At 65.4% G+C, this 12,451-nt stretch carries 13 protein-coding genes; 5 read left to right on the forward strand and 8 right to left on the reverse strand.

Features of this window, described 5'->3' with window-relative positions:
* The first annotated feature begins 267 nt into the window (after window positions 1–267).
* Entirely contained in the window at window positions 268–699 is a 432-nt protein-coding gene (locus ACLMAJ_RS13290) for a type II toxin-antitoxin system Rv0910 family toxin (protein ID WP_412013934.1), read from the forward strand.
* A 75-nt stretch (window positions 700–774) separates the two neighbouring features.
* On the opposite strand, the gene ACLMAJ_RS13295 is transcribed toward ACLMAJ_RS13290, so the two are convergent.
* On the reverse strand, window positions 775–2,310 hold the full coding sequence (locus ACLMAJ_RS13295) for a DHA2 family efflux MFS transporter permease subunit (RefSeq protein WP_412013935.1): 1,536 nt from the start codon (window positions 2,308–2,310) through the stop codon (window positions 775–777).
* A 107-nt stretch (window positions 2,311–2,417) separates the two neighbouring features.
* Here ACLMAJ_RS13295 and ACLMAJ_RS13300 point away from each other — a divergent pair, with 107 nt between their 5' ends.
* Together ACLMAJ_RS13300 and ACLMAJ_RS13305 are read left to right on the forward strand one after the other, a co-directional pair.
* Window positions 2,418–2,900 carry a MarR family winged helix-turn-helix transcriptional regulator gene (locus ACLMAJ_RS13300; protein ID WP_412013936.1) on the forward strand — a complete coding sequence of 161 codons (483 nt, stop codon included), beginning with the start codon at window positions 2,418–2,420 and terminating at the stop codon, window positions 2,898–2,900.
* 69 nt (window positions 2,901–2,969) lie between these two features.
* A complete protein-coding gene (locus tag ACLMAJ_RS13305; RefSeq protein WP_412013937.1) occupies window positions 2,970–4,292 on the forward strand; it encodes an FAD-dependent oxidoreductase in 1,323 nt (440 codons plus the stop codon).
* 6 nt (window positions 4,293–4,298) lie between these two features.
* On the opposite strand, the gene ACLMAJ_RS13310 is transcribed toward ACLMAJ_RS13305, so the two are convergent.
* Window positions 4,299–4,655 (reverse strand): hypothetical protein, encoded by a 357-nt coding sequence (locus tag ACLMAJ_RS13310; protein ID WP_412013938.1) that lies wholly within the window; start codon window positions 4,653–4,655, stop codon window positions 4,299–4,301.
* Window positions 4,652–5,626 carry a S8 family serine peptidase gene (locus ACLMAJ_RS13315; protein ID WP_412013939.1) on the reverse strand — a complete coding sequence of 325 codons (975 nt, stop codon included), beginning with the start codon at window positions 5,624–5,626 and terminating at the stop codon, window positions 4,652–4,654. The genes ACLMAJ_RS13310 and ACLMAJ_RS13315 overlap by 4 nt, the downstream gene beginning before the upstream one ends.
* Before the next feature lie 222 nt (window positions 5,627–5,848).
* Between ACLMAJ_RS13315 and ACLMAJ_RS13320 the strand changes: the two genes are divergently transcribed.
* Window positions 5,849–7,075, forward strand: coding sequence for a cytochrome P450 (locus tag ACLMAJ_RS13320; protein WP_412013940.1), 1,227 nt, complete (start codon window positions 5,849–5,851; stop codon window positions 7,073–7,075).
* A 30-nt stretch (window positions 7,076–7,105) separates the two neighbouring features.
* Here the strand turns inward: ACLMAJ_RS13320 and ACLMAJ_RS13325 are convergent, their stop codons facing one another.
* The 4 genes from ACLMAJ_RS13325 to ACLMAJ_RS13340 all read right to left on the reverse strand — a co-directional run bounded on the left by ACLMAJ_RS13325 (window position 7,106) and on the right by ACLMAJ_RS13340 (window position 11,341).
* On the reverse strand, window positions 7,106–8,026 hold the full coding sequence (locus ACLMAJ_RS13325) for a D-alanyl-D-alanine carboxypeptidase family protein (protein WP_412013941.1): 921 nt from the start codon (window positions 8,024–8,026) through the stop codon (window positions 7,106–7,108).
* Between the two features lie 111 nt (window positions 8,027–8,137).
* A complete protein-coding gene (locus ACLMAJ_RS13330; protein WP_412013942.1) occupies window positions 8,138–8,263 on the reverse strand; it encodes a hypothetical protein in 126 nt (41 codons plus the stop codon).
* Between the two features lie 48 nt (window positions 8,264–8,311).
* Window positions 8,312–9,742 (reverse strand): rifampin monooxygenase, encoded by a 1,431-nt coding sequence (gene rox / locus ACLMAJ_RS13335; RefSeq protein WP_412014081.1) that lies wholly within the window; start codon window positions 9,740–9,742, stop codon window positions 8,312–8,314.
* 246 nt (window positions 9,743–9,988) lie between these two features.
* On the reverse strand, window positions 9,989–11,341 hold the full coding sequence (locus ACLMAJ_RS13340; RefSeq protein WP_412013943.1) for a 2OG-Fe(II) oxygenase: 1,353 nt from the start codon (window positions 11,339–11,341) through the stop codon (window positions 9,989–9,991).
* 172 nt (window positions 11,342–11,513) lie between these two features.
* On the opposite strand from ACLMAJ_RS13340, the gene ACLMAJ_RS13345 reads away from it, so the two are divergent.
* Window positions 11,514–11,687, forward strand: a complete 174-nt coding sequence (locus tag ACLMAJ_RS13345) for a hypothetical protein (protein WP_412013944.1) — start codon at window positions 11,514–11,516, stop codon at window positions 11,685–11,687.
* 10 nt (window positions 11,688–11,697) lie between these two features.
* Here the strand turns inward: ACLMAJ_RS13345 and ACLMAJ_RS13350 are convergent, their stop codons facing one another.
* Entirely contained in the window at window positions 11,698–12,429 is a 732-nt protein-coding gene (locus tag ACLMAJ_RS13350) for a dienelactone hydrolase family protein (RefSeq protein ID WP_412013945.1), read from the reverse strand.
* Window positions 12,430–12,451 lie beyond the last annotated feature (22 nt).

Below are 12,451 nucleotides of genomic sequence, written 5' to 3' on the forward strand. Positions count from 1 at the left end.
CGGATCAGGTCCGCGTCGGAGGCCAGTGCCTCCCGACGACTCGGCCACATTAGCAGCAATGCCAAGAGTTCTCTCCCGATACGCGGACATGCTCGCGCACGAGCTTCGCTGCAGCGGAGTACATCTCGCGCGATGCAGTACTGGATCAGGCTGCCGCCAGGCGCTTTCCGGAATCACACGGTGGGTTCGGCACCGATCAGGGCACCTCGAGTTACCAGTGGTGGAGAGGCGAGCGACGGAACTCGGGGTACCGGATACCATGCGCGGATGGCAAAGCTGAAGGTCTCCGTCGACGTTCCGATCTCCCCGGAGAAGGCGTGGTCGCACACCTCCGATCTCAATGAGCTGGACAAGTGGCTCACCATGCACGAGGCCTGGCGCAGCGAGGTTCCCAGCGAGCTCACCGTCGGCACAAAACTCGTCGGCGTGGCCTCGGCGAAGGGGTTGCGCAACCGGGTGACCTGGACGGTGCAGGCGGCCGAGCCGCCCCGCAGGCTGGCGCTGACCGGAGCGGGGAAGGGCGGCACCAAGTTCGGTCTCGAATTGGTCGTCGCACCCAAGGGAGCGGGTTCCGCGGTGACCGTCTCCATCGATCTCGGTGGCCCGCCCCTGTTCGGCCCCATCGGCTCCGGCGTCGCTCGCGCGCTCAAGGGCGATATCGAACGTTCTCTCGATCGCTTCGTCGCGCTGTACGCCTGAGACCGAGCAGCGAAACGGCCAGGGGCCGGTGTGTGAAACACCGACCCCTGGCCGTTTCGCATCGAAGGTGTGCGGTCAGTGCACCATGGCCGCCGGCGCGTCGGCGACCTCCGGGCTCTTCGGCTTGGTGCGCGGCAAGAAGAAGGCCGGGACCAAGGTCAGCACGATGAGAACCACCGCAACGATGTAGGTGTTGCTGAAGGCCTCTGCGGCTTGCTTCAGTCCCGCCTCGATCGCACCCGGCGGAAGCTGAGCCGCGATAGCGGGATTGGAGTTGGACGCGATCGCGGGTCCGGCGAAGGGCTGATCCTTCAACAGATTCGTCAGCACCACCGACATGGTCGCGGTGCCGATCGAGCCCGCGGTCTGGTTGATGATGTTCATCAAGGTCGAGCCGCGGGCAACCTGCTGGTGGGTCAGCGTCTGAATCGCGGCGGTCATGATCGGCATCATCGTGCAGCCCATACCGAGGCCCATCACGAACAGCGCGCCACACATGGCCACATACGAGGTATCCGCCTCGAGTTGCGTGAAGAAGACGGTGCCGACCGAGATCAGCGCGATACCGACCATCACGATCTTGCCGGGCCCGATCTTGTCGACGAAGCGGCCCGCGATCGGCATCGTGAGCATCGCGCCGAGACCCTGTGGCGCGATCAGCAATCCGGCGGCCAGCGCGGATTCACCGCGCACCTGTTGGAGGTAGCTGGGCAGCAGCAGGCCGGCACCGAAGAAGGCGATCGCGAACAACACCATCGTGAGGACCGCGAAGGTCAGCGACCGGTTGCGGAACAGATGCAGATCGATCAACGGGTGTTCGGTGCGCAGCGCGTGGAAGACGAACGCGACCATGAGGACGAGGCCGATGGCCGCGGGCGCGAGCACCTTCGCCGAGGCGATCGTGCCCTCTCCCGGAATGGACGACACACCGAACAGGAACAGCGCGAGACCGGGCGAAGCGAGCAGCATTCCCAGGAAGTCGAACGACTCCGACGGTTCCGGATTGTCCGAGGGGAAGACCAGGTAGGCCAGGGCGAGCGCGACGATACCGATCGGCAAGTTGATCAGGAAGATCCAGTGCCAGCTGAACGCGTCGATCAGCCAGCCGCCGAGAATCGGGCCGCCGATCGGACCGAGCAGCATCGGCACGCCGAGCACTGCCATCACGCGGCCGATACGTTGCGGGCCTGCGGCGTGGGTCATGATCGTCATGCCGAGCGGCATCAACATGCCGCCGCCGATGCCCTGGATCACGCGAAAGGCGATGAGCGACTCGATGTTCCAGGCGAAGCTGCACAGCACCGATCCGAGCACGAAGAACGTCAGCGCCATCATGTACAAACGTTTGGTGCCGAACCGGTCGGCGGCCCACCCGGTGAGCGGAATGACGGTAGCGAGCGCGAGGGTGTAGCCCGTCATCGTCCACGCCGCGATCGCGTAGCTCGTATCGAACTCGATCTGGAAGGTTGGGATCGCGACGGTCACGACGGTGATATCGAGGATCGACATGATCGCGCCGAGCACGACCACGCCTGCCACCTTGAAGACGGCCGCGTCCAGCTTGTCGGTTGACGGGTCCGACCCCGCCTGCTTATCCGGAGGATGGTTCACCGCTTAAGCCTGTCATCTCTCAGCCCGAAGGACCAGAACATTCTGGGCACTTATTCGATCGTGTCAGAATAGTTGTTTCAGGGAATCAAATACTCTACTCTTGTTTCATGCAAGCAAATAACGACCAGATCGCGGAGCTGGCCAGAACGACCGCGCGCTTCTCCGAGGCGATGCGTACCGGCATGGCGAAGGCGTTCGATCCGGTCCGAGTCGGGGTGCTACAGCAGGCCGTCGAGCACGGCCCACTGCGGGCGGGCGAGGTGGCCGAACGGTTGGACGCACTGCCCTCCTCGATCACCAGGCACGTCAAAGCGCTGACCGACGCCGGCCTGGTCGGCACCCGCGCCGACCCTGCGGATCGGCGCGCGGTCCTGCTGGAGGCGACCGGCGCGGGACGCGCGGAGCTTCAGCGGTTCCTCGATGTCGGCACGCAGGTCTTCGGGGCGGTAATCGCCGATTGGTCGGCGACCGACGTGATCGCACTGACCGGGTTGCTCGACCGGCTGATCGAGTCGTGGGCGGCGCACGACGCAGACCAGCAACAACGTGCGGGACGGCGCAGCAGGCCCTTCGGCTGGAGCCAGGAATAGCTGGTTCTCTCGAGCGATCTGCCAGCAATCGCTACGGCAGTGAATAGCACAGATTTGGAAGTAAATATCATGTCCGACAACAAGTTCCCGCATGTGCTCGTCGCCGGTGGTGGCATCGGCGGCCTCGCGTTGGCCAACGGCCTGCGCAAGGCAGGCGTCAGCGTCGCAGTGTACGAACGCGACCGCCACCGCACCGACCGCGTGCAGGGTTTCCGCGTTCACATCAATCCCACCGGCAGCCGGGCACTGCACGAGCTGCTTCCCGAACCGGCCTACCGGGCATTCATTGCCAGCTCCGGCAAGGGTGCCACCCGATTCGGCTTCGTCACCGAGCAGATGAAGGATCTGCTGAATCTCGATACCGAGGTGATCGAGGGCGAGCACAACGAGATCGACAGCCACTACGGCATCAGCCGGATCACCCTGCGCCAGATCCTGCTTGCCGATCTCGACACCGTCGTGCACTACGACAAGGCGATCACCGGCTACGCCGAACTGCCCGACGGCCGGGTCGAGGTAAACTTCGCCGACGGCGGCTCGGCGGTCGGTGATGTCCTGGTCGGCGCGGACGGCGGGACATCGCGGGTTCGCGCGCAACGGCTTCCGCAGGCGCGGCGGGTGGCAACCAGTATCGTCACCGTCGCGGGCAAGTTCGTCCTCACCGACGAAAGCAGGCGACGACTTACACCGAAGTTCCTCGCGTCAGCCCTTGCCATCATGCCACCCAAGGGCTGCGGAATGTTCATCGCTCCACACGAATTCGATCAACCGGATCCGCATTTCTCCGGTATCGGTGGCAACGACGGGGCGGCCGCGCTGGCCCCCGGCGCGCTTTTCGACAACACTCGGTCCTACGTCTTCTGGGCCTACGCCGCCAAGCGCGGCGACTACCCCGGTGGCGTCGAACTGGAGTCGCTGGACACCGCGCAGTTGCACGACATGGTCAACCGCCTCATCGCAGGGTGGGCGCCCGAATTGCGCGAGTTGGTCGGCGGATCCGATACCGACACAGTCACCCTCATCCCGATCCGCACCTCGGTTCCGTTGCCGCCGTGGGAGACAACGAATGTCACCCTGCTCGGCGACGCGATCCACAGCATGACCCCCTTCCGCGGCATCGGCGCCAATATCGCGCTGCGCGACGCCCAACTGCTGTGCGACAAGCTGGTCGCCGCCGCCAACGGCGAGCAGCCGCTGCTCGCCGCCATCCACGACTACGAGGCACAGATGATCGAGTACGGATTCGCGGCCGTGCGTGACTCACTGACCGCCGCGGAGCAGACGGTGTCCGACAATTCCGTCGGGCGGGCCATCGGCAGGACGGTCTTCCGCGTCGCGGAGGCGGTTCCCCCGCTCAAGCGAAAGATGTTCGCGGGCTTCGGCTCCGAGTGAGGCGGTTCAGCTGACCAGACCACCCGAGGACACGACGACCCAGGCGAGCTCGGGGTGGACGATGTCGGAGTGGGCTCCCGATGGGGGCGAGCCGTTCTTCACGACGGCGGCCGCATCGATATTGACGAGCCGGTGCCCGGCGAAGTCGTATCGGCTTCCCACCTCGAGCAGCGGCATGGCCGCCACGTCCGGCTGATGGCCGTCGTGGCCGATACCGCCCCAGCGGTAGGTCGCGTCGTCCAGGCCCGCGGCATCCTCGCGGCCGAGTAGCGGCGCCAGCGGATATAGGGTGCCGACCGCGGAGTCGTGCACGGAGTAGCAGACGATGATCGGGCCGTCGACACGCGCGTCCTTCCCGTTCAACGCCCCGCTTCTACGCGCGTCGAACGGAAGCGACGCGGCAAAGGCAAAGTGGGAGAAGGCACCCTGTAGCAGGGTGACCGAACGGACCGCAGGTGCGCCTGCGGGGCCATACCGGAAACCACGCCGGGATCGACCTCTCGGACACCGCGCAGCGGCTGTGGGTCGTCGGGCTCGGTGTATTGCTCGGTGACCACCTGAAGGTTCTCGCCGGGGAAGGAACTCGGGAGATGGCCCGCGATGATTCCGGCGACGTGGGTACCGTGGCCGAGGCCGTCCTGTAGCGCCGAGTCGACGGTCTCCGGGCCCGGATTCACCGACTTGGTGAAATCGCGGTGCAACGGGAACACGTCATCGGCGAGTAGGGTTTTCGCGGCATCGAAATGCGGGTGCGTTCGATCGATCCCGGAATCTACCACCGCCCAGCGAATTCCGCGCCCGCATGCGTCGAACGTGCGCCGCGCCGCGTCGGCCTTGACGGTGCGTGCTGACACATCGATCAGCGGTTTGACAGGGAAGTTCGACTCGATGACCACCGAGAGCGTTTGACTGTCGTCGCTGGGTTGGTCGAGTACCCGCGCCCGCACATCAGGATCGAGCAGTGGCCTGGTGATCACACTGTGCTGGATGAGGTTTCGTTGATCCGGACTCTGCGTGACGGAAGGCAGATCCGGATCTGTCAGCCGCCGCCGCGCCTCTTCTGCGGCATCTCTACCGGATTCGGTGATGCGCCACTGACGGCGGCTGGACAGGACCAGACCCTCGTCGCCGAGGTACCGCCGCGCGGAATAGAGGCGTGACTGCCAACGCACGAGGTTCTCGCGCGCCGGGTCCGGTTGACGATCATCCTCGGTGGGATGGAACTCGGGCATCGCCTCGATCAGGTTGATCACCTGTTCGGGGGTTGCTTGCCGCACATCGTGCAGCGCAACGAGAATCAGGTCTCCGAGGTCGGGGATCGGAGTGAGTGCCATGCGCGTCTCCTTATCAGCGCGCCGGCGAAAGCGTTTCTTGCGGACACGACTTCATTGGACGCGCCGGTGCGGGTGATCGAGTACTCCGAGTACCAATGCTCGTTCTGAGGTCTGTTCGCCGAGAACACCGAACCCGCGCTGAGGCCGTCCGAACCGCCCCACCCCTGCCCCCTCCCGTGTTTGAATTGACGTCTAGAACGTGTTCCAGTCTGGGAGGTGGCCATGGCCACACCGTCGATACCCGCGGGCTTCGATTTCACCGACCCCGATCTGTGGGCGACGCGCCGACCGGTCGAGGAGTTCGCCGAGCTGCGCCGGACCGCGCCGGTCTGGTGGAACGCCCAGCCGGACGGTGTGAGCGGGTTCGACGACGGCGGCTACTGGGTGGTCTCCACGCTCGAGGACATCAAGGAGATCTCGCGGCACCCCGAGACTTTCTCCTCGACCGAGAACACCGCGATCATCCGCTATCAGCCGCAGATCACCCGCGAGCAGATCGAGGTGCAACGGGTGATCCTGCTCAATATGGACCCGCCCACACACACCAAGAGCCGCCGCATCGTGTCGAAGGGCTTCACGCCACGCGCGGTGGAGGGACTGCGGCGCGCGCTCACCGAACGGGCGGCAGCCATCGTCGCCGACGCGAAGCGCGGCGGTAGCGGAGATTTCGTCGAACTGGTCGCCTCAGAGCTGCCGCTGCAAGCCATCGCCGAACTACTCGGAGTCCCGCAGCAGGACCGCAAGAAGCTCTTCCACTGGTCGAATCAGATGGTCGGCGCCGATGATCCGGAATTCGCGGGCGATTCGGCCACCGCACAGCTCGAATTGACCGGCTATGCCTGGCATCTGGCCGAGGAGCGGCGCGAGTGCCCCGCCGAAGACATCGTCACCGCGCTGGTCAATGCCGATATCGACGGCGAGCACCTCAGCTCGGAGGAATTCGCCTTCTTCGTCATCCTGCTCTCGGTGGCGGGCAACGAAACCACCCGCAATTCCATTACCCACGGCATGAAGGCGTTCGTCGACCATCCCGATCAGTGGCAGCTCTACCGCGAGCAACGCCCACGCACCGCGCCCGACGAGATCGTGCGCTGGGCAACGCCGGTCGCCGCCTTCCAGCGCACCGCGACACGGGATGTCGAGCTCGGCGGCCAATTGATCAAGAAGGGCCAACGCGTCGGAATGTTCTACAGCTCGGCCAATTTCGACGAAACAGCCTTCGATGACCCATTCACCTTCGATGTGCTACGAGATCCCAACCCGCACGTCGGATTCGGTGGTGCGGGAACCCACTACTGCCTCGGCGCGAACCTGGCCCGGCTGGAGATCGACCTGATGTTCAACGCCATCGCCGACGCCATGCCCGACATCAGCCAGGTCGCCGAACCCGAACTGCTGCGCTCGGGCTGGCTCAACGGAATCAAACGCTGGGAAGTCCGGTTCGAGTAGCCGAGATCCGCGACTCTGCCGCATCCGGCGCTAGCTGACCGGCAATGCGCTGAGGATCGGGCCGTAACCCCAATTCAGCATGCGCTCGGCGTCGCCCTTCGCGGCGATTTCGCTGTCGGGTGAGCTGTGCAGGACCACACCGATCAGCGGTATTCCTGCCCTCACTGTCTCGAACAGCAGGCAGGTTCCCGCGGCGTCGGTGTATCCGGTTTTGATGCCGACGGCGCCGGGATAGTCGTTCAGCAGCAGGTTCGTGGTCTGCCAGAGGTGCTCGCGGTTGCCCGGGCCCGCGGGCAGGTGGTAGCTCGGCGACCCGACGATGTCGCGGAATACCGGCAGGCTCATCGCGCGCAGGCCGAGGGTCACCAGGTCTGCCGGTGTGGAGAAGGTGGAGTGGTCGGTGGGGGCCGGCAGTCCACTGGGGTCGGTGAAATGCGTTCCCGCCATGCCCATTCGACGCGCGGTGTCGTTCATTTTGGCAATGAAGCCGTCTTGGCCGGGTCCGTAGGCCTGGGCAAGGGTATGAGCGGCGTCGCAGCCGGACGGCAGCATCATCGCGTATAGGAGCTGTCGCGTGGTGAGCACCTCGCCGGGTACCAAGCCTGCGGTGCTTCCGTTGTGCTCGGCGCTGTAGGCGATGGATTCTTGCGGTACGGCAATAGTCCGGTCGAGGTCCCCGACGTTGATCACGACCAGCGCCGTCATCACCTTCGTGATGCTGGCTATCGGGACGGGGTCATTCGCCCCGCGCGACCACAGCACCGTGCCGGTGATCCCGTCGGCCAGCTCCGCCCCCGGCGCCCGCACTCCGTCCGGCTCAGGAGTCGACCAGGGCCAGGGCAACTGACTGTGGGCGACGCTCGCGGCGGGAGCAGCCGCGGCGCCATGCCCAGCCGCCACGACCAGCACCCCGGCCACAGCAACCTGCAACAATCGGGCAAATATCCGCATGGCCACATTCTGCCGTTCGACTCTGTCGATCAGCGGGATTTCAGCGAGCGGATTACCGCGCGATTCCACTGACAGCGTGCAGCAACCGATTGGCAAGGCCGAGCTGCCGGGTTAATAGCATCGGCGCGCCGCCGGTCCATCCGCGATGAGCCCGGCGATGACAGTGCACTGGAAGGCGATATCCGCGCCGTGCTCGGACACGGCAACCAGGAGCAGCCCGAACAGCACGCTTGCCATCGCGACGCCGAAGCAGAGAGCGAGCTGGTGGCCTGATGTCCACTGAAATCAGTCGGCGGGCTTGCCGAACCAGCGAGCGAGGTGGTCGTTCAGGTCCCGCTGGTTCTCGCCGATCCAGGCGACGTAGCCGTCGGGGCGCAGCAGGACGGCCGAGACATCCAGTGCCGCAGCGGGATCCGCGATGAGGTCGACTCGGTCCGACCAGCCCTCGACGGACAGCCGTTCGGTGCGGTCGAGTACCAGGCCACGGCCCCCTTGTAGACGATCGTAAAGGCGGCCCTGTTTCAGGTCGATATCGCGCAGCCGTCGACCGAGCAGGTCGGGGCCCCCGCCGAAGTCGTAGCGGATGCCGATCGCGGTGATCTTCTCGATCAGGTATCGGTTCACCTCGTCGAAGTCCATCAGTTCGGTGAAAAGCCTGCGCACGGCCTGCGCGCCCGGTTCGATGGCATGCAGTTGCATCTGGGCACGGGTGTTGTCCAGTACGTCTTCGGCGACCGGATGACGTTCGATCTGGTAGGTGTCGAGCAATGCTTCCGGTGCCCAGCCGCGGATCTGTGCGGCCAGTTTCCAGCCGAGGTTGAACGCGTCCTGAACACCCAGATTGAGGCCCTGACCGCCGGCGGGCGGGTGGATGTGCGCCGCATCGACGGCCAACAGCACCCGCCCGACCCGATAACGCTCGGCCAGCCGCGTGGCATCGCCGAAGCGCGACAACCAGCGCGGGGAGTGCACACCGAAATCGGTTCCGGCGATGGCACGCAACTGCTGTTTGAAATCCTCGAGGGTGGGCGGTTGCGCGCGATCCTCGCTGACTCCCGCGGCGGGGACTACGACGCGGTAGACCCCTTCGCCGAAGGGCCCGAGACTGAATACCTTATTGGTCTTGTGGATTTCGGTCACCTTGGCGGGGATCTCCTCCTGCGGCACGCCCACTTCCATCTCGCCTATCAGCGTCTCCGTCCGCGCGGGCTCGCCGGGGAAGCCGACGCCGAGCAGTTCGCGGACCGTACTGCGCCCGCCGTCACAGCCGACGAGGTAACGCGAACGCAGCCGCTCCCCGTCGGCCAGCTCGACGGTCACCCCCTCGTCATCCTGCTCGAAACCGGCCACCGCACAACCGCGCCGGACCTGCGCACCCAGTTCGATCGCATGTTCTCCGAGCAGATGATCGATGACCGGCTGCGGGATGCCCAGCAGATAGGCGTGCGCGGAATCCAGGCCCTGGGGCGCAGGTTTGGTGATGGCGGCGAAGATACCGCCGACCGGACGCTGTCTCCCGCGTTCGAGAACGCGATCCAGCAGTCCGCGCATCGCCATCAGCTCGATACTGCGCATGTGCAGACTGACTATGCGCACGAACGACGACACGGGCTCGGTCTCCTTCTCCAGAACGAGTACCCGCACATCGTGCAGCCGCAGTTCGGCGGCCAGCATCGCACCGGTCGGCCCGCACCCGGCAATGATCACATCGAACATGAACCACCAATTCGCCAAATTCTGTCCCACCCATTCGCCGTGCGTCCACGTCGTCAGCTGCGGCCGCGTGTGCACACGTCTCGCTGATTCCGGGCTTCCGCAGGTCCTGGCATCGGCCGCCTATTGTGCGGCACCGCCGGGTCTCGCGGCAAGCGATATATGTTGAAAGGGACGGGAGTTCGCCCGATTTGATTTCGGACAATCAGCGAACCATTGTTCGAAACGTCGTTGGGATCCTGTCGTCATTTATGACGGTGGCCGGATGATGATCGCCGCGCGCCTGTACCAGAAATTGGCGGTGTTTCCTTCATTGCCCATGTAACCCTCGATCTCCGACGCGAACGGCTCCAGCGTCGACTTCGATTCGCCCGTACACAACTCCTCATCCCAAACCTCCCGCACAGTGGGCTCACCAGCCGCCCCTGATCGGTCGATCAGCCACGTCAATGTGATGGTCGACCAGCGCAGCTCGCCGAGATCCTCCGATCCCGGGACCAAAGGAAGGCTCGAGCGCACCGGAAGGCTCGCGGGGTCATCGGGCACAGGCTCCACCATGTCCCCGTCTTCATCGAACTCCACGTCAGCGCTTTCGACGCATTTCCACCCGCCCTCGACGCGCTCCCAACGCTGACGATAAATCATCATCCACGAGGTGTAATCCTCCTCGTAGGAGTCCTCGACCTCCGCGAGCGCCAGCGACGTGTCGTATCCCCCGATGTCCGCCGCCGCGAGCATGATCCCGGCACGGGCAGCATCGCCGCCCTTGAGCTGACCCCACCCGAATCCCTGCTGGGAATACTGATGATCCAGCAGATAGACGAGTTGATGAGGTGGGCGTTTCGGCTCGCGGTGCAAACGCCACGTCGGCAATTCCACCGGTGTGGTGAAATGCGCGCGTAACTGCTCGGCCAGTAACGCGACCGACGGATGCATGGCGAAAGCGGCGGCGTCCGGGCCGGTGCGCCCCTTCGCCACCAGGTTGTAGGTCAGCGTGATCCGGAAACCGTCGGTGACCGGCAGCACCTCATGCTCGCAGTCGCCATAGAACGCGATGAAGGACAGCTCCTCCGGCGAACCCTGGTCGGTGACCTTCATCCCCTGCTGCTCGATCACCAGCTCCCCGCCGGTGAACGCCGAAGGCAGAGTCACCACCAACGTGCCGATCATGCCGTCGGCCTTCTCCGAATCCTGATGGCGTTGAAAGAATTGTCCCGCCTCATACACCAGCATCGAATGCAGCTCCGCCGACAACTCGCAGTCCGGCGCCAGACCCAGCTCGGCCCGCAGTATGTCCAGCATGGGCAGCAACGTCTCGCGCCACCGCCGCTCGTCGACCGCTACCCGGCCCCGCGGAACCTCCCATGTGTCACGCACATTCGCGTCCAATAGGGTCTGCTCGCGCAGCCCATACCGCGCCGGCAGCGCGAGCTCGCACAGTCGCCGCGCCTGAGCCGGCGTCACCGGCAACCGGATCGGCCCCACCCCATCTACCTCGATCACCAGGTTCTCCGCCGAGCCCGTCCGACGCGCAGCAAATGAACCCGCCGACGGCACCGAACCCATGAGCTCGCCGATCACCCGTAAAGTCTTGTCCGTCATGCACTTCTCCCATATTCGACAACGTTCGCGGGCATCCTCTCAGGACCCACCGACGATCCAGCCCCGATGCCGCACCTCCGGAACATCGGGGACTGAGAGTCGGCCGGGCGCCGGGCATCTGAGGGCCGAGGGCACTGCCGCCCGCGTTGATCGGTCACCCCATATCCGGGTAGTGGAGCCGCTCGACTATCTCGACGTCTCCGCCACAGACGCGCCGCCCCGACCGGCCGGTACCGTCGCGATCGGGGCGGTTGTGCATCCGCCTACCGCGGTCGAGGAGGGCCGGGACCTTTCCTCGATGAGCGGCATCCTGACCGACAGCTCCTATCGTCTGCTGCCGACCTGACGGGCCGCTCTCACTTCAGGTGCCGGGCGAAGAACCGGTTCCCGGCGTCCTCCTCGAACTGCGGGACGCCGGTGTGCCCACCCATATTGGCGTGCAGCGTCTTCTGCTTGGAACTGAAGGCGTCGAACAGGTCCAGGGCCAGTTGCCGGTCGTTTCCTTCGTCGTCCCACTGCAACAGAACCTGCAGCGGAATGGTGACCTGCCGGGCCTGCTCGAACATGGTGCGCGGCACGAAACTCCCGGCGAACAGAAGGGCGGCCGAAATGCGCGGCTCGACCACCGCCAGCCGGAGGCCGATCGCGATCACCCCTCCCGAGTACCCGACCGGGCCGCCGATCTCGGGCAGCGAAAGAAGGGCGTCCAGAGTGGCCCGCCATTCCGGGACCGCCTTTTCGACCAGTGGGAGGACGAGCCGGTCGACGATATCGTCGTTGACCTGCTCACCGGCCGCCAACGCCCGGCGCAGGTCGGCGCGGGCCTGCTCGGCGACGGCCGAACGGGGTCGGTCACCGGCCCCAGGGAGCTCGATGGTCGCCGCGGCGTATCCCGCCGCCGCGGCGTGCCTGGCCCGGGCCACCAGTCGGGGGTACATCATGTGCAGTCCGCCGGGGTGGCCGACCAGGATGAGCGGTGCCGGTGCGGATGCGGATGTGGGCGTCCAGAGGATGCCGGGGACCTCGCCGAGGGTGAATTCGCGCTCGAGGATGTCGTCGTCGAGGCGCTGTTCAGAAGTGAATTGCATGGTCGTGCCTTTCGGGAGTGCT

Origin of the sequence: Nocardia arseniciresistens (genome assembly GCF_046764875.1) — a bacterium.
Taxonomy (GTDB): domain Bacteria; phylum Actinomycetota; class Actinomycetes; order Mycobacteriales; family Mycobacteriaceae; genus Nocardia; species Nocardia arseniciresistens.

Bases quoted from the DNA above. Each gene is read 5' to 3' on its own strand.
- ACLMAJ_RS13290 (WP_412013934.1), top strand. From the start codon at position 268: ATGGCAAAGCTGAAGGTCTCCGTCGACGTTCCGATCTCCCCGGAGAAG.
- ACLMAJ_RS13300 (WP_412013936.1), top strand. From the start codon at position 2,418: ATGCAAGCAAATAACGACCAGATCGCGGAGCTGGCCAGAACGACCGCG.
- ACLMAJ_RS13305 (WP_412013937.1), top strand. From the start codon at position 2,970: ATGTCCGACAACAAGTTCCCGCATGTGCTCGTCGCCGGTGGTGGCATC.
- ACLMAJ_RS13315 (WP_412013939.1), bottom strand. From the start codon at position 5,626: ATGGCACTCACTCCGATCCCCGACCTCGGAGACCTGATTCTCGTTGCG.
- ACLMAJ_RS13320 (WP_412013940.1), top strand. From the start codon at position 5,849: ATGGCCACACCGTCGATACCCGCGGGCTTCGATTTCACCGACCCCGAT.
- ACLMAJ_RS13325 (WP_412013941.1), bottom strand. From the start codon at position 8,026: ATGCGGATATTTGCCCGATTGTTGCAGGTTGCTGTGGCCGGGGTGCTG.
- ACLMAJ_RS13330 (WP_412013942.1), bottom strand. From the start codon at position 8,263: ATGGCAAGCGTGCTGTTCGGGCTGCTCCTGGTTGCCGTGTCCGAGCAC.
- rox (WP_412014081.1), bottom strand. From the start codon at position 9,742: ATGTTCGATGTGATCATTGCCGGGTGCGGGCCGACCGGTGCGATGCTG.
- ACLMAJ_RS13340 (WP_412013943.1), bottom strand. From the start codon at position 11,341: ATGACGGACAAGACTTTACGGGTGATCGGCGAGCTCATGGGTTCGGTG.
- ACLMAJ_RS13350 (WP_412013945.1), bottom strand. From the start codon at position 12,429: ATGCAATTCACTTCTGAACAGCGCCTCGACGACGACATCCTCGAGCGC.